Annotated in this window: 15 protein-coding genes; 8 read left to right on the top strand and 7 right to left on the bottom strand. The window is 45.0% G+C overall.

The window, feature by feature from the left end; translation table 11 throughout:
* Positions 1–17 precede the first annotated feature (17 nt).
* The 5 genes from AB1S55_RS00190 to AB1S55_RS00170 form a co-directional block, all read right to left on the bottom strand.
* Entirely contained in the window at positions 18–665 is a 648-nt protein-coding gene (locus tag AB1S55_RS00190) for a bifunctional 4-hydroxy-2-oxoglutarate aldolase/2-dehydro-3-deoxy-phosphogluconate aldolase (protein ID WP_370979753.1), read from the bottom strand.
* Positions 666–696: 31 nt separating this feature from the next.
* Positions 697–1,950 carry an ABC transporter substrate-binding protein gene (locus AB1S55_RS00185; RefSeq protein WP_370979752.1) on the bottom strand — a complete coding sequence of 418 codons (1,254 nt, stop codon included), beginning with the start codon at positions 1,948–1,950 and terminating at the stop codon, positions 697–699.
* A 223-nt stretch (positions 1,951–2,173) separates the two neighbouring features.
* Positions 2,174–3,532 (bottom strand): hypothetical protein, encoded by a 1,359-nt coding sequence (locus tag AB1S55_RS00180; protein WP_370979751.1) that lies wholly within the window; start codon positions 3,530–3,532, stop codon positions 2,174–2,176.
* 362 nt (positions 3,533–3,894) lie between these two features.
* On the bottom strand, positions 3,895–5,745 hold the full coding sequence (locus AB1S55_RS00175; RefSeq protein ID WP_370979750.1) for a carbohydrate-binding protein: 1,851 nt from the start codon (positions 5,743–5,745) through the stop codon (positions 3,895–3,897).
* A gap of 515 nt (positions 5,746–6,260) precedes the next feature.
* The gene (locus tag AB1S55_RS00170) at positions 6,261–7,670 is read right to left on the bottom strand and encodes an OFA family MFS transporter (protein ID WP_370979749.1); all 1,410 of its coding nucleotides are present in this window, start codon (positions 7,668–7,670) and stop codon (positions 6,261–6,263) included.
* 278 nt (positions 7,671–7,948) lie between these two features.
* Between AB1S55_RS00170 and AB1S55_RS00165 the strand changes: the two genes are divergently transcribed.
* Complete coding sequence (locus AB1S55_RS00165; RefSeq protein ID WP_370979748.1) at positions 7,949–9,121, top strand: CNNM domain-containing protein; 1,173 nt, start codon at positions 7,949–7,951, stop codon at positions 9,119–9,121.
* Between the two features lie 754 nt (positions 9,122–9,875).
* Here AB1S55_RS00165 and adhE read toward each other — a convergent pair.
* The gene (gene adhE / locus AB1S55_RS00160; protein WP_370979747.1) at positions 9,876–12,536 is read right to left on the bottom strand and encodes a bifunctional acetaldehyde-CoA/alcohol dehydrogenase; all 2,661 of its coding nucleotides are present in this window, start codon (positions 12,534–12,536) and stop codon (positions 9,876–9,878) included.
* 386 nt (positions 12,537–12,922) lie between these two features.
* Here adhE and AB1S55_RS00155 point away from each other — a divergent pair, with 386 nt between their 5' ends.
* Positions 12,923–13,753, top strand: coding sequence for a formate/nitrite transporter family protein (locus AB1S55_RS00155; RefSeq protein ID WP_370979746.1), 831 nt, complete (start codon positions 12,923–12,925; stop codon positions 13,751–13,753).
* A 54-nt stretch (positions 13,754–13,807) separates the two neighbouring features.
* On the opposite strand, the gene AB1S55_RS00150 is transcribed toward AB1S55_RS00155, so the two are convergent.
* The gene (locus tag AB1S55_RS00150; protein WP_370979745.1) at positions 13,808–14,785 is read right to left on the bottom strand and encodes an integron integrase; all 978 of its coding nucleotides are present in this window, start codon (positions 14,783–14,785) and stop codon (positions 13,808–13,810) included.
* An 808-nt stretch (positions 14,786–15,593) separates the two neighbouring features.
* Between AB1S55_RS00150 and AB1S55_RS00145 the strand changes: the two genes are divergently transcribed.
* The 6 genes from AB1S55_RS00145 to AB1S55_RS00120 all read left to right on the top strand — a co-directional run bounded on the left by AB1S55_RS00145 (position 15,594) and on the right by AB1S55_RS00120 (position 20,126).
* Complete coding sequence (locus AB1S55_RS00145; protein ID WP_370979744.1) at positions 15,594–16,127, top strand: hypothetical protein; 534 nt, start codon at positions 15,594–15,596, stop codon at positions 16,125–16,127.
* 1,294 nt (positions 16,128–17,421) lie between these two features.
* Positions 17,422–17,751, top strand: coding sequence for a hypothetical protein (locus tag AB1S55_RS00140; protein WP_370979743.1), 330 nt, complete (start codon positions 17,422–17,424; stop codon positions 17,749–17,751).
* A gap of 131 nt (positions 17,752–17,882) precedes the next feature.
* A complete protein-coding gene (locus tag AB1S55_RS00135; protein ID WP_370979742.1) occupies positions 17,883–18,338 on the top strand; it encodes a hypothetical protein in 456 nt (151 codons plus the stop codon).
* A gap of 379 nt (positions 18,339–18,717) precedes the next feature.
* Entirely contained in the window at positions 18,718–19,077 is a 360-nt protein-coding gene (locus tag AB1S55_RS00130) for a hypothetical protein (RefSeq protein ID WP_370979741.1), read from the top strand.
* 235 nt (positions 19,078–19,312) lie between these two features.
* Positions 19,313–19,663: a hypothetical protein gene (locus AB1S55_RS00125; protein WP_370979740.1), complete on the top strand. Its 351-nt coding sequence runs from the start codon at positions 19,313–19,315 to the stop codon at positions 19,661–19,663.
* 115 nt (positions 19,664–19,778) lie between these two features.
* Positions 19,779–20,126 (top strand): hypothetical protein, encoded by a 348-nt coding sequence (locus AB1S55_RS00120; RefSeq protein ID WP_370979739.1) that lies wholly within the window; start codon positions 19,779–19,781, stop codon positions 20,124–20,126.
* Positions 20,127–20,439 lie beyond the last annotated feature (313 nt).

Genomic DNA, 20,439 nt, shown 5'->3' with positions numbered 1-20,439 from the left:
GTGGCTGCTTGTCGGGCTTATTTTTGACAGACAGCCATATAGCGTTGCGCTAACATTCGTTGGGCTTCTTTTTCACTTTCACTGCTGCAAGGGTAAGCCAAGATATTGCCAACGGCTACGCCACTTGCCCCAGCCTCTAACCACTGTTGGGCGCGTTCAACGCTCATATTGTCTACGGCCATGATATGTGTGTCGTTAAAGGGGCCAAGTAAAGACTGGAAGTACTTGATGCCTAGTATTTCTGAAGGAAAGAGCTTCACAATATCCGCACCGTATTCAATCGCATCGGCTACTTCGGTGGGGGTGAAGGCGCCCATCAATACGGTTAGCTGGTATTTATTGGCCGCATCGACCACGGCTTTATTGGTATTGGGGGTGACAATAAATTGCGCACCGGCATCGGCGGCTTGGGATACCAATTCGGTGTTTTTTATTGTTCCCGCACCAATGCACAGCTCAGGGTGGCGCAGCCTTGCTTGCTTGATTTCATGTTGCCAGCCAGGTGTGTTTGACGTGATCTCTACATAGAGCACACCTGCCTCGGCTAAGTTGTCGACTATGGCCGCTACTTCTGATTGCTGTTCACAGCGAATAATGGCAATAAACCCTGCGTTAATAATATCCGTAGTTGTGTGCCTACGAGGCTCTGGTGAAACACTGCTCATGGTTTATTGCCCTTTGTTTGTGGTGCCGAACTTAGAGTGGCCCAAAGACATGCTGGCGCAACTGTTCTAGCTCTTTTGCACAGCGCTTAACATCTTGATGACGCATAAAGTTTTCAAAAATATAGGGGCTGCGTTCACCAAAGCGAATATCGGTGTCACGATCTAAATATTGTATGCCGCCGGGGGAGGATCTTAACGTATCTTGCATTTGTTTGATGATGATATTGTCTTCAGCAGTAGCATGAATATGTGCTGCTGGGCGATTGATAATATTATTAAACTCGCTTTGAAATTGAATAGAGCTAATAAATTCGACGAGCTTGTCGAGCTCTGCACTTTTCTCTGTATGGCTTGGTAGTATAAAAACGTTAACCGGAGCTACAGTATATTGCGGTATGTTTTTATGTATTTGAGGAAAGGAGGCAATGCGTAGGCCTTGTCGTTTTTGCTCTGGAATTTGATGTGTAGGGCCGTCAGCGAGGCTCATTAATGACATGTTGTGCAGTATACGAGGGAAGGCTTGGCGGCGAGTGAAGGCACTGTGATTATCATTGAAGCAACCGTAGTCAAGCAGTTGTTTCCAGTGTTTGAGTGTGTCTATTACGCCCACATCGTCATAAGCGATTTGGCCTTGAAGCAGTTTTTGGTGGTAGTTAAGGCCGTTTACTCTTAGGTTTAGGTAGTCAAACCACGCATGCATCACCCATGTTGTCTGGCTGCCAAGGCTAAACATATCCACTTCTTGTTGCCGTAGTTTTTGGCAACTCTGTAGTAGTTGCTGCCAAGTTTGAGGCACCTGAATATCTAAGGTCTTTAGGGCTTTTTCGTCATAAACCAAGCCCCAGAGATAGGAGGTAATAGGAATAGCGTAGTAATGGCCATTTATTTGCGAGGCTTCACGAGAGGGCAAGGAGAAGTTGTTTGTAAGTTGGTGTTTGGCCCACATGTCATCGATTTGATGCAGTTTGCCTTGTTCAGCGTAGTGCTTTAAGCGTTGGCCGCCATACCAAAAAATGAGTTCTGGGCCGTTGTCTGTATAGAGCCAGTAGTCAACCTGTTTGGAGTAGTTTTCGATAGTGCGATAAGAGGTCAGGCGAATGTGAATGCTTGGATTTTCTTGTTCAAACTCTCGTGCTAATTTACGTAGCGCGCCATGGTGGGAATCGCCGTCGGCGTAAAAGGCAATGGTGAGAATTTTGGCTTTGCTGCTTGCAAGTACGCTGCTGCTTAATAGCAGTACGCCAATCAAGTTAAGAGTTAGTTTAAGGTATTGATTTACTCGCATAGGATGAGCCGAATCCGCAAATTGCTGGTCATACTTACATTGAGCTAATCATGCGTTTGCGCGGTTAACTTTTCAGAAGTATAGACAAGCTTTGTTGCGCCCGTTTGAAGCTATCAATTAGGCTTGAGGTTGCGGTTGAGTAAGTAGAACTTAGAGCGGTCTAGGATTTATACCGACCTAAAAAAGGCCCTTGTGGGCCTTTGAATATGCTTATTGGCTTATTTTAAGCGCGACGTCGGCGCCAAAGAGCAAGTGCGGCTAATAAACCTAGGCCACCAAATTCAAAACCGATAACACCACCGCCACTGTCTGATTTTTCTTCAGGAGCAGAGCTTGCTGCTGGGCTAGGGACTGCAGAAGGCTCAGCGCTTGGTTCAACAGAAGGCTCAGCGCTTGGTTCAACAGAAGGCTCAGTACTTGGCTCAACAGAAGGCTCAGTACTTGGCTCAACAGAAGGCTCTGGGCTTGGGTTGCTTACCGCGACAGGCTTATAAAAGCGTACCCAGTCAACTAAGTATTCACCGTCATTGCTGGCAGCAAGGTCGAAGTCCGAAGGCGTAATAGCTTCGGCAGGGTTAACTGTGGGTACGCCATCAACATAAGTAGCACCTTCGAACGCGCGCCAGTCTTGATCTTCTAAGCTGATCAAGATATTCATACTTTCGTTTAAACCTTCACCGTTGGTGTGGTTTGGCCTGTCCATAGGGTTGTAATCAAACCACTGCTCTTGTGCAACGCCATTGGCATCAAGGTAGTAGGAGTAACCCACTTGGTTAGGATCGGCGGCATCGGCATCATAACTAATGATGCGCACTAGATTGCCATTTACATAGTATTCAAGATGGAAAGGTGATTTCCAATAAGTGCCGAGGGTGACATATTCATCGACCCAGGTGGAGCGACCACTCTCTCGGTACCATGTACCTTTAACATCAATACCTACTCCTGCGCCAGGTTGGTAGTCGGTAAATGGCTCTCGAATAAAAGTGTGGTTACTTAAGTGGAGAGCTCCTGCCGTCCAAGCTCCAATATCGGCATTGCCATCACCGTCGGTATCAACCCCAGCGCCACCATAAGCTTCGATAGTGTCAATTTCTTTGGTGTCGTTATCACTTAAAAACCAGAATGTACTGGCTAGTACGGTATTACTTAGCTTGGCTCGGGCTTCCATATAAACGGGGTATTGCACGTGCTCGGTTGAGGTGATGCTGCCCATGTACAGTAAGTGATTGGGGTTATTGATTTTATTTGTATAACCAGCCCCTAGGGAATCAACAACAGATGCGGGGGCGCGGCTTGCTGTGATGCGTAAATTGCCACTAGTAACCTCAACATGGTTACTATCCCAAATAGTCAATCCGGGGCCTATCCAAGGATTGTGATAACCAAATGTCCATTTTTCATCAAACTCTACGACGCCAGTTCCAGCGGCCATCTCATAGTTAAAATCATCACTTTGATCTTGAAGCTGCCATTCAAAGCCTTCGCCAGCATCGGCAGGTACTGGAATTCCATCCCAATCCGCAGCAAGAGTGCTAGTGCTCATTGCGAGTGCGGCTACAGCGGTAAGTTTTATTTTCATTCCACGTTCCTGAAATTTTTTAGTTATAGATAATGACCCTACCATTTATGTGGTAATACGCGCCATTTCATCGCCAAGGTACATGTTACACGGCTTGAGCCTTGTCATTTCGACCGAAAGTGACAAAAAAACCTTAAAAAAGCTGCGTTGCTATACAACCATTGGTAATGATTTGACAGCTTTCTATAACTTTAGTTTCTAGTCAATAGTTAGGTAGGAAAGGTGTGAAAGGGTTATGTTAGGGGGCTTTATGTGAATGTTTTTTAAGATTTAAGAAAATTCTGAACTGCATTTTACTGTTTGTTAGAGAGTAAAACGGTACTGGCGTTTAAGCTATGCCAGTACCGTTTTCCGTTTTGAGCTTAGTTTGTGCTAAACGTCATTTTGTCTAAGTACCACTGCCAGATAAACTCAGGGCCTGTACTTTCAACTTTAACGGTGTGTGTGCCTGCGCTAATGCTTAAGTCAGAGGCAACCACTTGTTCAGTAAATACATTCCAGGTTTCCCCTGTGACAGGGCTTTGAGCCACTTCGATACCGTCTATATAAACAGTCACATTAGCCCCATTATTTACATTGGTAGACGCAAAGAAACTTAGGTTGTAGCTGCCGCTTACTGGGAAGTTGATGCTGTATTCAGCCCAGTCACCGGTTTGGTTATTGCCAAGGAAGGTGGTTGAGCCCCACCACGTTTGAGTAGACAAACCGCTCTCGTTACTAAAGTCTTCAGCCTCAACAGTTACGCTCACAGGGGTGCCTGTTGGCGGTGTAGATGGGCTGGGCTCTGGGCTTGGACTCAAGCTAGGGATGGGTGTAGGCGTGCTGATATCACCGGTGCGCATTAGACGAAGCTCGTCTGCATTCCACTGCCAAGCGCTGCTGCCTGAGCTTTGAACACGAATAGTATGCTGGCCTGCACTTAACTCAAGGCTGTTGTTTAAGTTGTTGGCTTGGTAGTTATTCCAGCCGCCAGTTGTAGTAACAGCAATAGTGCCAACAAGACTACCATCGATACTGATGTCTGCGCCTAAGCCGCCATTAACGGGTGAAGCCGCTAGTAACTCAAGGCTGTATTGCCCGCTTTCAGCTAGGTTGATCTGGTATTCAGCCCAGTCACCAACACTGTTGTAGTTGATATTGTCACCAGAGGCGTTAAAGCCAAGTACCGTATCACCGCTAATTGCAGAGCCTTGTTTGCCTGTATCGACAAAGTTGCCAAGTTCAATCACTGTGGTGTCACCACTAGGGACAGAAGGGCTTGGTGCAACACTAGGTGATGGGCTCGGTGATGGGCTTGAGCTGTTATCTTCTACGGGCTTATAAATACGTACCCAGTCAACCTTGTAGGTATTTTTGCTGGGGTCGGCTAGCTCGGCGTCGGTTGGGGTGATACCAGCATCTGAGCGCCAGTTTTGATCTTCGGTATTGAAGATCAGGTGCATCGGTTTGTTTAGGCCTGTGCCGTTCGTGTAACCACGTGGGTCGATTTCTTCTGGGCGTGTTACGCGAACCAGCTCTCCATCGATATAGTATTCAAGGTTCCAAGGGTCTATCCAGTGCACACCAATACGGTGGTACTCTTCGTTCCAAGTCGTTCCTTGGCCATCTGCATACCACGTTAAATCCTTGTCACCAGCGTAAGAAAACTCATCATTATCGGAGGGTTGATAATCTTGGAATGGGTTGCGAACAAACACGTGATGGCTTAAATGAATACGCTGAGCAAACCACTCTTGGCCTGGGCGGCTAGAGCCATAAGCCTCAAGAATGTCGATTTCTTGTGTGCTGTCTGCGCTTAATAACCACGCATCGGAGGCAAGTACCAAATCGCTGATTTTAGCGTTGATCTCAACGTACAACGGGTAAGTAAGCGGGTCGTTTGAGGTAATAGAGCCAGCATAGACTTTGTTGGTGCCTGGCATGCGGCTGGCTGTAATGTTGAGGTTGCCGTTAGACATTGACGAGTGGCTCGGCTCCCATACTGTAAGACCTGGGCCTGTCCATGGGTTTACGAAGCCTTCTTTCCAGCGTGTAAAGAATTCGTTGCTCTTACCTGTTGTGGGAGCGTTATAGTTAAAGTTATCACTTAGTTCATGTAGTTGCCACGTTTTGCCATCACCCGCATGTGCAGGTACCGGTAGGTCGCCCCAGTCATTGGCTAAGGCCGTACAACTGGCACCTGCCATAAGCAGAGATAAAAGAGTGCGTTTCATTGTCGAGTTCCTTAAATCTATTATTTTTATTTAATTGAAATTGATAGCGCAGAGATTATACGTATGCGCGTAAACGGAATTTCCTGGCTATAAATGTCACTTATTTGTTTTTTTTTAATGAGTGTTTAGGCCGCTTTTTTATGGCCTGTGAGCAAGGCTAGACGGGCCGTGCGTTAGCGCTTATTAATAAGAAAGTCTAGGGACTGAGTTTCTTAGAATTGAATTCACTAATGCTCCAGACGTTTTTATAATTATTTAAACTAAATGCTGGTGTGACCTAGGTCTCAAGGCTGTGGCGCGAAGTAACACAGGGGGGAGGGCTGATATTTTTGAACTCTGCTCTGTTATTTTTTGTGAGCTAAAAAACATTTGTCAGAGTAGTAATAATGATTTTATAGCTTATCTAAGTCTTAGGGGTGAGATAAAAATAAGCCCCAGCTTAATAAGATAAGCTAGGGCTTAAAAAGGATGTTTAATAGCGCATAAAACGCTATTAAACATGTACTTGGTTTTATTTAGCTAGCAGCAGCTGCCGCTTCTAAAGCACCTCGTGCACGGTTTACATAGGCTTTCATCACCAGTGATACCCCAAGAGCAACAATAAATACACCTGCAAAGATGTAGAGAGTGCTTTCATAGCTGCCACTTACAGTGCGCACGTAAGCTGCTAACTGAGGGCCTGCAAGACCGGCCGCAGCCCAAGCAGTTAAGACGTAACCATGGATGGCGCCAAGCTGCTTGGTGCCAAATAGGTCACCAATAAATGCAGGTAGAGTTGCAAAACCACCGCCGTAGCAAGTGAGGATCAAGTACAAGACAACTTGGAACATGATCACACTAGTGATGTTTGGTAGTAGGGCAAAGGCAACAATCTGTACGATAAAGAAGGTCATGTAAGTGTTGCTTCGGCCTAATACATCAGACATTGACGCCCAGCCAATACGACCCAAACCGTTAAATAAAGACATCAAGCCCACAACTGCAGCGGCTTCGCCTGCAGTTAAACCAATACTTTCTTGTGCAAGTGGTGAGGCTGAGTAGATAACGGCAATACCACAGCTGATGTTAATAAACATCATTATCCACAGGCCATAGAACGGCGCAGTTTTAACGGCTTCGTTAGCTGTAAGTTGAGTAAGATCTTCTACTTTTTTCTTTTTACCTGAAGCGATAGCGTCTTTCATACCTTCTGGCATCCAGCCTTCTGGTGGGCGCTCTAGATAAGAAGCAGAAGCGAACATTACAACTAGGTACACAATACCCATAATGAACCAGTTGGCGTAAATCCCTTTAGCGGCAACAATGGCAGCAACAGCTTGGTTGATGGCCACAGGATCGGTGATGCCGCTAACTTTTGCAGCAATGGCCGGTACGGCAACCGCTTGTGCAAGATCAGCTGCGCCGTAAAAACTCAAGCCAAAGCTAGTCATTAGCTTTTGGAATAATGGCCCACCAAAAAAGGCGCCAAAACCAAAACCCATAATGGCAAGGCCGGTTGCCAAGCCGCGGCGATCCGGGAACCATTTAACAAGCGTACTTACCGGGGTGATGTAGCCAATACCTAAACCGATACCACCTAATACACCGTAACCGAGCCAGATGATATAGAGGTTCTCTAGCATCGCACCAAGGCCTGCGACTAATAAACCGCCACCAAAAAAGCTGGCAGCTAACATGCCTGATTTACGAGGACCGTGTTTTTCAACAAAGTGGCCCATAATGGCAGCGCTGATACCTAAGAAGAAAATTGCAAAACTAAAGGTCCAGGCGATTTCATTGTCGCTCACGCCTTCAAGCAATTTTGAAAGAGGCTTTTTAAATACACTAAACGCGTATACAGAACCGATGGAGGCGTGAACCCCGACAGCGGACGCTGCGATAAGCCAGCGATTTTTGGTTGCAGTTTGAGGGGATGTTGCAGTCATTTTTTATCCCTAGTTATGAAGTGAAAAAATTATCCACTACAGGTTAACCTAGGTGGTTATAGCGGCTTTGACTGGTGTCAATCACAGTGGTGCAAAGCCTTTAAAAAAGGGAACTTAATAGTGCGTAGCTACGGGGCTTAAACTGGGCATCAGCGCACTATTGTCACGTATTTATGCTATGCCCTAAGAGACCTAAAAAGTGTCAATACCTTGTCTATGGTGCTAACTATTCTTAATCTTTGTATCGGGTAATTAGACCTCGGCTATAAGTCGAAGGTATGCTTGCCGATATCTTGTTGAATAGCGGCTTGCATGAGCGCAGATTTAAGCCATTAGCTTGGTTGGGCTGTTCGCATCTAAGCTTTAAAGGGCCCTTAGGCTCATTTTTACTAAACGAAATTATGACTCTATTACTGCTTTATTTATCACTCGCCATTGGCGTCTCTTTTTTGTGCTCCGTACTAGAGGCTGTGTTGCTCTCTGTTACACCAAGTTACTTGCAAGCCTTAGAGCTTGAAAACCCAGCTAAGGCCAGCAAGCTTGCTAAAGTGAAGGGGCGTTTGGATGAATCGCTTTCGAGTATTTTGATCTTAAATACCTTTGCCCACACCATGGGGGCGGCGGGTGTCGGCTCTCAGGCTTTACAAGTCTTTGGAGCCGAATGGGAAACCTTGATCGCAGTACTTCTGACTCTAGCTATTTTGTATTTTTCTGAAATTATTCCTAAAACCTTAGGAGCCAGTTATTGGCGTCAGTTAGCGACACCTGCGGCCTTTGTAATTTCGTGGTTGGTTAAGCTGGTCTATCCCTTGGTTTGGTTCTCTTCGCGCTTAACAAAATTGTTCAGTAATGAGCAAGACAACGAAATAACTCGCGAAGAGATTATTGCATTGGCTTCTTTAAGCCACAAAGAAGGCGCACTATTTAAGCAAGAGAACGAATACCTTTCTAACCTGCTTGGCTTGCGTGATATTAAGGTTGAAAAAATTCTCACCCCAAGAACCGTTGTACACATGTTAGATAAAAGTCTAACGGTGAGTGAGGCCTTAGATAACCCTAAAACTCAGCAGTTCTCACGTATCCCTGTTTATGGCTCTGGGGTGGATGATATTGCAGGCATGGTGATTCGTTCAGACTTATATGAGGCGGAGCGAAACGGGCAAGGTGGTGAGCATGTCAGCGAGTTTGCTCAGGAATTCATTCGAGTTTCAGAAAAGCTGCCAGTTCAGCATTTGTTGGATATGTTGATTAAACAAAAAGCACACTTGTGTTTAGTTGAAGATGAATTTGGTCAGACTGCCGGTGTGGTCGCGTTAGAAGATGCGATTGAAACCTTGCTTGGTCGTGAAATTGTCGATGAGCGCGATGTGGTTGAAGATATGCAGGCCTTAGCAAAAGATAAATATCGAGGCCGTTTAAGAGAAGGTTCAGCCAAAGAACGTAATAAATAAAGGACTTATTGCTAAGTTGAGAAAAAGGGCGGTGTTTTCTCCATTGCTGTTCCATAAATTATTGCCGCCTTAATGTATCGGCTTTACGGGTTTGGCTTTAAGTAATTTAAATGTGTTTGAGACATGGAATAGGTGGTGTTAATCAAGGCACGCCGTAAACCCATCCATGGGGGCTCGGCTACCGCTCCCTGCGGTAGACGGCCTTGCTTAACTCCTCCCACTCCATATTCGAAGCCCGTGCCAGACGCTAGAAGTGCCTGTTTGGGCAAGGCTATGAAGGGTTTCTGAGGCAGGATGCCGAAGCAAAGCGTATAAGGATATATTTACAGCGTCCCTGATTAGGCTTGTCCAAACAGGGACGACCAGACTGAAAATAGGACGCTGCTCCCTACCACACAAAATGTGGGACAGCAATGGTGTTTTCTCTACCCTTTTTTATACTCTGTATTCGCACTTGTGATAGCCCATTGTTATAACAAGGTTAGTGAATACCTAAGGTGGAAGGCAAAAGTGGCAGGATGCCAAAGCTAGCAGTTATCTTCCTGAATCTATGCACTCCTGTTCGTCCTGAACCCGTGCTATACCGTTCATCCGACCGCCATGGATGGCGGAAGTGCAGATAACGCAGGATGCAGTTATCTGCCTGAACCTATGCGCTCTTGTTCGTCCTTGAACTCGTGCTATACCGTTCATCCTGAACATAAAAACCCCGCACTTGGCGGGGTTCTATTTACGTTTTAATGAGTATTAAAACTTATTTTTTAGCAGCTTTTTTCGCAGGCTTTTTAGCTGCGGGAGCTGCTTGATCTTCACCGTAGAAAGCGTTCAGATATAGACCTTTAAGCTCGCTTACCAGAGGGTAACGCGGGTTAGCAGGAGTACACTGATCATCAAACGCTTCTTCTGAAAGAAGGTCTACTTTCTCAAGGAACTCACGCTCGTTAACACCGGCGCCTCTAATGCTAGTTGGGATATCTAGCTCAGCTTTCAAGCCTTCAACTGCAGCTACTAACAAGTCGACTTTCTCATCAAGAGTGTTACCACCAAGACCTAAGTAGTCAGCCACTTTAGCGTAACGCAGTTTCGCTTGTGGGTACTTGTACTGAGGGAAAGTACCTTGCTTAACTGGGTTATCAACGGCGTTGTACTTAATGGTTTCGCTGATAAGTAAGGCGTTAGCTAAACCGTGAGGCACGTGGAAGTGCGAACCAAGTTTGTGAGCCATAGAGTGACACACACCCAAGAAAGCATTCGCAAATGCGATACCAGCCATAGTTGCTGCGTAGTGAACTTTCTCACGAGCTTTAGGATCGTTTTTACCATTTTTGTAGCTGCTAGGCAGGTACTTAAACAATAAGCGGATCGCTTCAAGCGCTTGACCGTTAGTGAATTCGTTAGCGAAAACACTTACGTAAGCTTCTAGGGCGTGAGTTAGGGCATCAACACCACCGAAGGCACACAAGCTAGGCGGCATATCCATGACAAAGTCAGGATCGATGATCGCCATGTTTGGAGTTAGCTCGTAGTCCGCAATTGGGTATTTGATGTCAGTGTTTTCATCAGTTACCACGGCGAATGGAGTTACCTCAGAACCAGTACCAGAAGTAGTTGGAACGGCAATCAGTTGTGCTTTTTCACCCATTTTAGGGAACTTGTAGATACGCTTACGGATATCCATAAAGCGCAAGGCCAAGTCTTCAAAGCGAACTTCTGGGTGCTCGTACATTACCCACATGATTTTCGCAGCATCCATTGGTGAACCACCACCGATGGCGATAATCACGTCAGGCTGGAAGGCTTTAAGCTTATCAACACCTTTGTTTACTACTTTAAGAGTTGGATCCGCTTCTACTTCGTAATACACATCAGTTTCGATGTTGTAGCAGTGTAGAGTTTCAAGCACGTTGTCTACATAGCCGTTGCTGTACAAGAAGTTATCAGTAACGATCATCGCACGCTTAGCGTCTTTTAATTCTTCAAGGGCAACAGGAAGTGCGCCTTTACGGAAGTAAATAGACTTAGGTACTTTGTGCCAAAGCATGTTTTCACGACGAGAGGCGACAGTTTTGGTATTGATCAAGTGCTTCACTCCCACGTTTTCACTTACTGAGTTACCACCCCAGCTACCACAGCCTAGAGTCAAAGATGGTGCTAGTTTAAAGTTGTACAAGTCACCAATTGCGCCCTGCGATGCAGGCATGTTGATAAGAATACGGCCAGTTTTCATTTTCTTGCCGAACTCTTCCAAGCGATCTTTGTTAGCGTCCTGGTCGGTGTAAAGCACAGAGGTGTGACCCATGCCGCCCATTTCGATTAACTTAACCGCTTGCGCAACCGCATCGTTAAAGTCACTTGCACGGTACATAGCCAAAGTAGGGCTTAGTTTCTCGTGAGCAAATGGCTCGTCGTCGTTGATGTGCTCACACTCACCGATAAGAACTTTCGCTTCTTTAGGCACCTTAACGCCGCCGATTTCAGCAACTCTCCACGCTGGCTGGCCAACGATCTCAGGGTTCATTGCGCAAGCTGGGCCAACAAGAATTTTGCCGCCTACTTTTTCTTTTTCAGCTGGGTTTAATACGTAAGCACCACGAGCTTGGAATTCAGCTTTTACTTCTTCATAAACGCTGTCGACAACCACAACACTCTGCTCAGAAGCACAGATAACGCCGTTATCAAAAGTTTTACTCATCAAGATAGAGCTAACCGCTTGCTTAAGGTGAGCTGTTTCATCGATAACCGCAGGAGTATTACCCGCGCCAACACCAATGGCAGGCTTACCTGAAGAGTAAGCGGCCTTAACCATGCCTGGGCCACCAGTAGCAAGAATCATGTTGATGTCTTCGTGTTGCATCAAGTGAGCACTTAATGGAACAGAAGGCTCTTGGATACAAGCAACGATGTCAGCAGGTGCGCCGGCTTCAATGGCGGCATCCAAAATGATCTTAGCAGCAAGACCAGTACAGTTTTTCGCACGTGGATGTGGGCTGAAGATAATGCCGTTACGAGTTTTTAGAGCCAATAAAGACTTAAAGATTGCAGTTGAAGTTGGGTTAGTAGTTGGAACAATACCCGCCAAAATACCTACCGGCTCAGCAACCTTCATGATGCCGAATGCTTTGTCTTCTTCTAAAATACCGCAGGTCTTTTCGTCTTTGTACTTGTTATAGATGTACTCAGATGCAAAGTGGTTTTTGATCGCCTTGTCTTCCGCGATACCCATGCCTGTCTCTTCTGCGGCCATCTTTGCAAGTAAGATACGGTTGTCATTTGCTGCTAGGGCTGCACGACGGAAAATTTCGTCAACTTGCTCTTGGCTAAACTGCGAATAAGCAGCTTGAGCTCTTTTTACTCGTGCGATCAGCTCATCTAGCTGTTGGATCTCGACACTATTGTCGTCTTTCTTATCGACCATTTTTGGTCTCCCATTTCAAAGTTAAAACTGAAAAAACGGTGCTACATCTTCGCTCAGCGGCTTCATCTCTAGGGCCATCTCTGATCCCTTTATTCACGCTGATTGATTAGCTTGGGTACTACGGTAACAAGTGTGCTTAGGCTAGTGCTTGTTATTGATCAAAAAAACTGATCACGCTAAGCAATAAAACCGAATAGCAAGCCTAGCCTATTTTGTATGTATTACGAATAGGCGATTAAGTTCCGACTCACTGGTCTGTACTTGATATGGCGCAAGATTCCTTTTAGATATTTAAGGAGACTTGCGATCGTGCAGACGGGGTTATGGAGGCCTCCCTGCAAACCACCTTCTACTACTTTAAAACAAATATATATTTGGGATGTCTTATGTCTTATCGCAACCCCAGCGAATTCGTGCAGCTGATGATTGATGCTGGTGAATCAAAAGTAACTATGGCTGATCGTGATGTTGTTATTCGCGCCGTTATGGCCGGTGGCACCTTAGCTATTGCTGTCGCTCTAGCCTTTACGGCAACAGTGCAAACCGGTTTGCCAATTGTTGGTGCACTTATCTTTCCGGTGGGTTTTTGTATTCTTAACTTAATGGGTTTTGATCTGTTAACAGGCGTGTTTGCCTTGGTACCACTTGCGTTACTGGATAAGCGTAAAGGTGTGACTCCGGGCCGTGTGTTGTATAACTGGTTATTAGTATTTATTGGCAACTTTATTGGTGCATTAACCATTGCTGCGCTTGTTGCCATTGTTTGGACAATGGGCTTTCAGAAAGAACCAGGTGCGGCTGCGCAAGCCATGGTTAAAGTAACAACAGGCCGAGTACTTGGTTATGAGGAGTTTGGTTTTGCGGGATGGGCAACCTGTTTCACAAAAGGAATTTTATGTAACTGGATGGTAAGCCTAGGTGTTGTGGGTGCAATGCTAAGTAATACCGTTGGCGGTAAGGTGATTGCGATGTGGATGCCAATCCTAATCTTCTTTGCTTTGGGGTTTGAGCACGCGGTTGTGAATATGTATCTGTTTCCACTAGGTATGATTTTTGGCGCAGAATTCACGGTTGGCCAGTGGGCATTTTGGAATGAACTACCTACTCTATTGGGTAACTTAGTGGGCGGTTTATTATTTACAGGCTTCTCTTTGTATGCGACTCATCATCGCACTGGAGCGGCAAAGTCACTAGCGGAGCCACCGGTTAGCCAATAACTGATAGCCCCCTGAATAAAAAAGCCGGTTTTAAGCCGGCTTTTTTATGTCTGATTATTGTTGAGAGAGAAAGTTGAGAGAAAGAGGACTGGCGACACCATTAGCACCACGCTGAAGAATGTGCGTATAGATTTGTGTTGTGCGTACATCAACATGACCAAGCTGATCTTGAACCGTGCGGATATCGGCGCCACCTTGTAATAAATGCGTTGCAAATGAGTGCCGCAAGGTATGCGCGGTTATATTTTTGCCAATGTTAGACTCCTTCGCGGCCGCTTTAATTGCTTTTTGTAAACCACTTTCATCTATGTGATGACGCCTTAAGTGACCTGTTTCTGGATCTTTACTTAATTTATGAGAGGGGAACAAGTAATGCCAAGCCAATTGTTTATTGGCGTATTGATACTTGCGCCTTAAGGCATGTGGTAGCCACACTCCGTCGTAGTGTTGGCGATCAAGATCTTGAATCCAGAATGATCGAACAATATCAATTTGGTTTCGCAGTTGAGTCTTGATTTCAGGAGCCATTGTAACAACACGGTGTTTGCCACCTTTAGCGTTCCAAATACGAATGCAGTTGTAGTCAAAATCAATATCATGCGTTCGCAAACGCACACACTCCATCAAGCGAAGCCCGCTACCATAAAGTAAAAAACAGGCTAACTGGTGATGAGGCGCAACAGCTTGTAAAAAAACGTGAATTTCTTGCTGAGTGAGTACGACAGGAAGCTTTCTTGGTGTTGTGCTTTTAACGAAGTTTAACTCCAGTGACAGTGGCTTAACGATGATTTCCTTGTAAAGAAAAACAAGGGCGTTTAATGCTTGGGCTTGCGTTTGTGCCGCGACATTGCGCTCTAACACTAGAAAGTCCAGAAAGGCCTCTACATGCCGTTCATTTAACTCTTGAGGATGGCGTTTACCGTGGAAATTGATGAAGCGTTTAATCCACAACACATAGTTTTCTATCGTACGCTTGGCGTAGCGCCGTTTGTACATACGGTTCGAGACCTCATCTAAAAAAGCAGACGACATACAGACCTCTAAACAAATACACTTTGCTGTATGTATAGACAGCTTTTTGGCAGTTGTAAAGCTGTGGATAGGGATATGCTGGACTGGTCCGCCTTTCACTCATTGGGTAAATAAGAAAATATGGTAAAGTAAAAGCTGATCGTCGACTTAGGCGAAGTGAGCGCTAGCTGAAGCGCGTGAAAGACGGATTTCTCCGTGTTTAAACATGGATTTATCGACTTAATAATATTGTTAGTGGTCATTATGAATCGAGTGCTGCTCGTAATAATATTCTTTCTTAACGTTAGCGTTTTGCACGCGAGCGAAGTGGAGCCAACTATTTGGCTAGAAGATGATTCTGTATTGAAATGTTCACCACGTGAAATTCAGAAAGGTCAGGCGCTAAGTGTTAAGCTAGGAGAAAATCACGGAAGAGAGCTTTCAATTTATCGAGAGTCAGAAAACTTACACCTATTCCTGGTTGTAGGTTCTCCTCCAATAAGTATGAATAGCCTAATGACCCCAAACGAATTCGAGCGGGTACGAGAACTTACAATCCTGCCAAGTACAACGGGTTTTAGATGGGATGTTGCCGGTGGTAATGAGGCAGTATTTTCAAAAACCGGCGCCTATACTATCTACGTTAGTGAAAATTTAGAATCGGAGTATGGCGGGTATATTTGTAGGGTAAGTGTAGTCAACCACTAACAAGGTTATCAACCCGACCTCCGCTGCGTTGCTTCGTTTACGTTTAATCGCTACGCTAACGCAAACAAACCAACTCCGCTCCGGCGGGTTATAACGGCGTTATGCGTAAATTGAGTTAGTTATGGGTATATCGGAAACTAGAAAAATCTATAAATCTGCCTGTGATCGTCTTGGTAACTCACTGGAAAATTATGGATTTAAATATAGAAAAACAAAATCGTCGGCCATTAGGTCGGGGAGGCAATTTGACAATATTGTCAGTTTTAAATCCTCGCGGCATAACAGCGCCGAACTGGGCTATATTCATTTAGAAGTTAGAGCTATGGCATGGAGTGAGGAATTTGGGGATTTTAGACGATCCTTAGGAGTTAACCTACCCATTAACGAGAATTGCTTGTTTGGAAAACCCATTGAAAACTTATTCATACCAGCTCCGCCGTACATAAAGTACGATATTGGAGATGATCAACAGAGAGAACTAATTCTAAGTAATATTGAGCGGATTTTAGAAGAACAGGTGCTACTAATGTTTGATCTTGTTGAGTCGCCCAGTGATTTATACGAATATCTAGAAGAAAATCAGATTCCCTGTATAGAGGAATACGATTCGTTGGATCACTACAAAAAGTATATGAAACAAATTGGTGCAGATTGATAGGTTCCGCATAACAAGCGTATCCAGCGGAAAAAATACTACGCTGTCGCTCCGTATATTTTCCGCTGATACGGGCGTTGTGGGGCGGTTCGATAATTCTGATTTTAATCAGTAATGTGCTCTCTTTTAATGCCTTCTATTTTCGTAGTTACACGGTATTTAACTAAGCAATTAAATTGCTATCTCGGCAGTGTATTTCTGGTGCCGCTTTCACTATCGCGTGACGCCCACATTTGCTTTATAGCGGTGGTGTGCCACTAAGTGAGTGCATTTATTCTTAGGCTTCGGTAATCTTTCACTATTAAATTAACCGTGGGCTGCGCTTACGCTTCGCCAAGGTGCTAGTAGCTGGTTTTTCCTGCCGCTAGCCCCCAACAAGGCAATCAGCTGGACTCCGCATTGCGTGGTTCGCTTTCAGCTCACATTACCACGCAAAGCTCCACCAGCTATTGCGGTGTTATCGGGCGCTTGTTCTCTAAATATTATTGCCAATATTCAGCATCATACTTCGCCTTTAGCACGCAATAAATTGGCTCCACCTTTATCTTTCTATGCTTGGCAGTTTTGTTCTATCGCGCCGTTAATGTATTCGGTAATGTTCTGCATCAAACCACCAGCGGTAGCGCCTACTTTTGCTAGTGCAAGCCAAGTTAAGCTCAGGTATTCTATTCTTCATTCTTATTAAACAACGGGCTTAGCCTTGCTCCGGCTTCGCCAAATAGCTTTCGTAAGGTAGGCCTAAATGGCGCGCCATAACAAAGCGTTCAACGCTCGCCAGCACGCTGGCTGGACCTTCACTGCGTCGCTCAATATGTGCTTAAATAGCACATATTAATCAACTACGTTACGGCCCGTTAACGCGGCGTTGTACGTCACGCGATATTTTTCGACGCGCCCGCAAAGATTAAATCACTGCCTCTAAGCAACACCAATCCTAGTACTTTCCTGCAAAGTCTTGGTCTTCAAAGTCCGCATTATCTTCAAATTCAGTTAAGGTAGCTCCAGCTTTATTCCTTTGTTCAACTAGGTCGCAGCGTGCGCTGGTAGGTGCAATACTGGCAGCTCAGTCCACATGGCTTCGCGCCAACCAAAGCTTGGTACGGTGCGCTGAGGCGCATGTAGGTACAAAGGGGCACGCAGTTGGCTACATGGTGCAGGCGGGTAGGGTGTTTTCGGTTTAAACGTACAACAAAGCAATCAAGCGGACTTCCACTGCGTAGGCCAATTTGTGCTTTAATAGCACAAATTAACCAACTCCGTTCCGTCCGCTTATTGCGGCGTTATGAGTTTTTTCATGGATCGAGCAAACTGCCTAAAAGAAATTATTGAATATGGAGCTAGAGCTGAAGAGGCAAAATCTCAAATTAAAAGCTTTGGCTTTGATTCTGAGTCCGAACTCTATCGGCTTACCGGAGAGGTATTGGCTAATATTCTTGATCTATACCTATCTGGCACCATCAGCTCAGAGGAGCTCGAATCGTGGGCGAATTTCGTCGAGTGCCGAGATGACATCGATCACTCTTCAGTAACCGATCATATTTACCAGCTAGCCAATCCTTTAATCACCCGTGAAATTACTCTCACAAACATCAAGCTAATGGCTTCGAATCTAGCACACTCATAACAAACCGCTCAAAGTTCAGCAGCTAAAGCTGCTTGGACCTCCAATGCGCTGGTCGTTTTTGTGCTTTAATAGCACAAAACCAACCACCACAGTTCCGGCCCCTTAGCGGGGCGTTACAAGGCAACTACGAAATGAAGTCAATGTTCATTTTTCTTATCTTAGTTTTTAGCGCAACTAGCTATGCAGATACAGGCCTTTATATTTTTGATAAGCAAGTTAGGCTCATTGGTAATTGTACTTTTCATGTTCGTGATGTCTTTGAGCAAGGTTTCAGTTGCTATGCCTCACAAGGGTCGTACTCGGTAAATATAAAACGACCAGACAAAGTTTCTGCACACTTTGATGATGTATTGAATGACCTTCAAACCGGTGAGAATCTGGCAGAGAATGATAAATCATCGGTAAAGATCGAGCATATTGAAGGAATGGACCATTACTATCTATACCTTAATGGTGGGGGTATAAGTGGGCACTCCTACAGTATTTGTAGCAATGAAGCCTGTATCGGTATGACCAGTACTACCTTAGATCCAATAAAAAAAGTATTTAGTCAGCTAGGGATAACACTTATCTTCGATCGCTTGTAACAAGGCCATCAACCAGCGCCCGCAAGCGGGCTGGACGCTCACTGCGTCGCTTAAAGTGTGCTTTAATAGCACACTTTAACCAACTCCGTTCCCGCCGGTTATGGCGGCGTTGTGGGGCGGTTCGATAATTCTGATTTTAATCAGTAATGTGCTCTCTTTTAATGCGTTCTATTTTCGTAGTTACACGGTATTTAACTAAGCATTAAATTGCTATCTCGGTAGTGTATTTCTGGTGCCGCCTTCATTATCGCGTGGTGCCCGCATTTGCGTTACGGCGGTGGTGTGCCACTAAGGTAGTGCATTTATTCTTAGGCTTCGGTAATCTTTCACTATTAAATTAACCGTGGGCTGCGCTTTCGCTTCGTCAAGGTGCTAGTAGTTGGTTTTTCCTGCCGCTAGCCCCCAACAAGGCAATCAGCTGGACTCCGCATTGCGTGGTTCGCTTTCAGCTCACATTACCACGCAAAGCTCCACCAGCTATTGCGGTGTTATATCGCTAAGACCCATGAACTTTAAAGACATAAATCTTACCATCGCATTTCTCGCAGTATTGGCAAATGCGCTAGCAGTAAAATTTTGGCTAGGCTATCTATCAGTCGGATCAGTTTCTGACTCAAAGCACGGTTTGGTGTTTTTGGGCAGCTCAGCACAGGGGCACCTTATTGCCATAACTCTATTTGCAATTATTGCAACATACTATGCAATCAAGCCTTTGCTGGTACGGCTATTTAAAAAATAACGTCATGTTGCGTAGGTCGCTTTATAACAAGCCGCTCAAGGCTAAGCAGCTAAAGCTGCTTGGGACCTCCACTGCGCTGCTCGTTTTTGTGCTTTAATAGCACAAAAACAACCACCACAGTTCCGGCCCCTTAGCGGGGCGTTATGTGTAGGAAGCGATGAACCATCATAGATATCCAGCTTGGTCGAAAGTCTATACATTATGGATGGCTATAGCCGTTTTTATAGTACTTTTTATGCTTGATGTGATTTGGATAGATTCAGAATACCCTGAAAATTATTTGTGGATCTTGGCTATCTTAATTGTTCAGTACTTTTTTACCGAATATCGAGCCAAGTATTGGCCCGTATCCGTCGACGAAGTAGGTCTAGAGTTCCAAGAAGGAACAAAGAAATATATTGTACCGTGGAACGAAATATCATCTATCAGGGAGTTTCCAGAAAAAGATTTTCAGCCCATTCAGTGGTCGCAGGCGATGTTTTCGTCAGGCTCAATCATATATACAAAAAGTGGTGAGGAGTTTGTGGTGTACAAAAAACTAAGTGATTACGGCGCATTAATTAGCGCGTGCAATGAAAACACATAACAAAAGTAGGCAAGCGACATTTTTTGCGTCGCTCCGTTTGTGCTGGGCTACGCCCTTTATAGCACAAACTCCACAACACAAAAAATGCGCCTGCTACTGGCGTTATACGTGAATCATGATTGAGAATATCATTTACTATTCGATCTGCTTTTTCTTTTCAATAATTGGTCTTGGAATGACATGGGAAGGTAGGTCAAAGTGCTTGGCCGTTAAAATAATTTTATGTGCAGTTATCTCAGCTGCCATGATTTTGGGTGTGTTTTTTAAGCCGGGTTATTTTGCAATCTTCGATGTGCGTACCATGTGGTCATGGGTTATGGAGGCGCATGGTATTGAAATAAGGTTTAGGGGAGTGCTAGTGCTGGCAGTTTTTATCGGGGTTGCATCTTATATAGTATTAATTGAGCATTTGGTTATTTCATCCTACAAACGTATAACAAACCGCTCAAAGTTCAGCAGCTAAAGCTGCTTGGACCTCCACTGCGCTGGTTGGTTTTGTGCTTTAATAGCACAAAACCAACCACCACAGTTCCGGCCCCTTAGCGGGGCGTTATGTGTATCCAAGATTCTGAAAATGTACCTATTTTTAATAGTATTAATTTTGATTGTCACTATCCTGGTATGCATACCTATCTGGGTTATGTTTATAACCGAAAGTGAAAATAAGAATGATTACTGGAGTCCTAGAGTTGGACGTCAGTCCAGAATCATATTTATTGTTTTTTCTGTCTTGGCATATATTTTGGCTGGGGTGTTTTTGGGGCGGTCAAGTATCG

Source organism: Agaribacterium sp. ZY112 (assembly GCF_041346925.1).
Lineage (GTDB): Bacteria > Pseudomonadota > Gammaproteobacteria > Pseudomonadales > Cellvibrionaceae > Agaribacterium.
Note: the sequence above shows the minus strand (reverse complement) of the source record. Positions and strands in the feature narration are given on the sequence as shown.

Excerpts from the sequence above, each read along its gene's own strand:
- AB1S55_RS00190 (WP_370979753.1), bottom strand. The coding sequence starts at position 665 with ATGAGCAGTGTTTCACCAGAGCCTCGTAGGCACACAACTACGGATATT.
- AB1S55_RS00185 (WP_370979752.1), bottom strand. The coding sequence starts at position 1,950 with ATGCGAGTAAATCAATACCTTAAACTAACTCTTAACTTGATTGGCGTA.
- AB1S55_RS00180 (WP_370979751.1), bottom strand. The coding sequence starts at position 3,532 with ATGAAAATAAAACTTACCGCTGTAGCCGCACTCGCAATGAGCACTAGC.
- AB1S55_RS00175 (WP_370979750.1), bottom strand. The coding sequence starts at position 5,745 with ATGAAACGCACTCTTTTATCTCTGCTTATGGCAGGTGCCAGTTGTACG.
- AB1S55_RS00170 (WP_370979749.1), bottom strand. The coding sequence starts at position 7,670 with ATGACTGCAACATCCCCTCAAACTGCAACCAAAAATCGCTGGCTTATC.
- AB1S55_RS00165 (WP_370979748.1), top strand. The coding sequence starts at position 7,949 with ATGCTTGCCGATATCTTGTTGAATAGCGGCTTGCATGAGCGCAGATTT.
- adhE (WP_370979747.1), bottom strand. The coding sequence starts at position 12,536 with ATGGTCGATAAGAAAGACGACAATAGTGTCGAGATCCAACAGCTAGAT.
- AB1S55_RS00155 (WP_370979746.1), top strand. The coding sequence starts at position 12,923 with ATGTCTTATCGCAACCCCAGCGAATTCGTGCAGCTGATGATTGATGCT.
- AB1S55_RS00150 (WP_370979745.1), bottom strand. The coding sequence starts at position 14,785 with ATGTCGTCTGCTTTTTTAGATGAGGTCTCGAACCGTATGTACAAACGG.
- AB1S55_RS00145 (WP_370979744.1), top strand. The coding sequence starts at position 15,594 with ATGGGTATATCGGAAACTAGAAAAATCTATAAATCTGCCTGTGATCGT.
- AB1S55_RS00140 (WP_370979743.1), top strand. The coding sequence starts at position 17,422 with ATGGATCGAGCAAACTGCCTAAAAGAAATTATTGAATATGGAGCTAGA.
- AB1S55_RS00135 (WP_370979742.1), top strand. The coding sequence starts at position 17,883 with ATGAAGTCAATGTTCATTTTTCTTATCTTAGTTTTTAGCGCAACTAGC.
- AB1S55_RS00125 (WP_370979740.1), top strand. The coding sequence starts at position 19,313 with ATGCTTGATGTGATTTGGATAGATTCAGAATACCCTGAAAATTATTTG.
- AB1S55_RS00120 (WP_370979739.1), top strand. The coding sequence starts at position 19,779 with ATGATTGAGAATATCATTTACTATTCGATCTGCTTTTTCTTTTCAATA.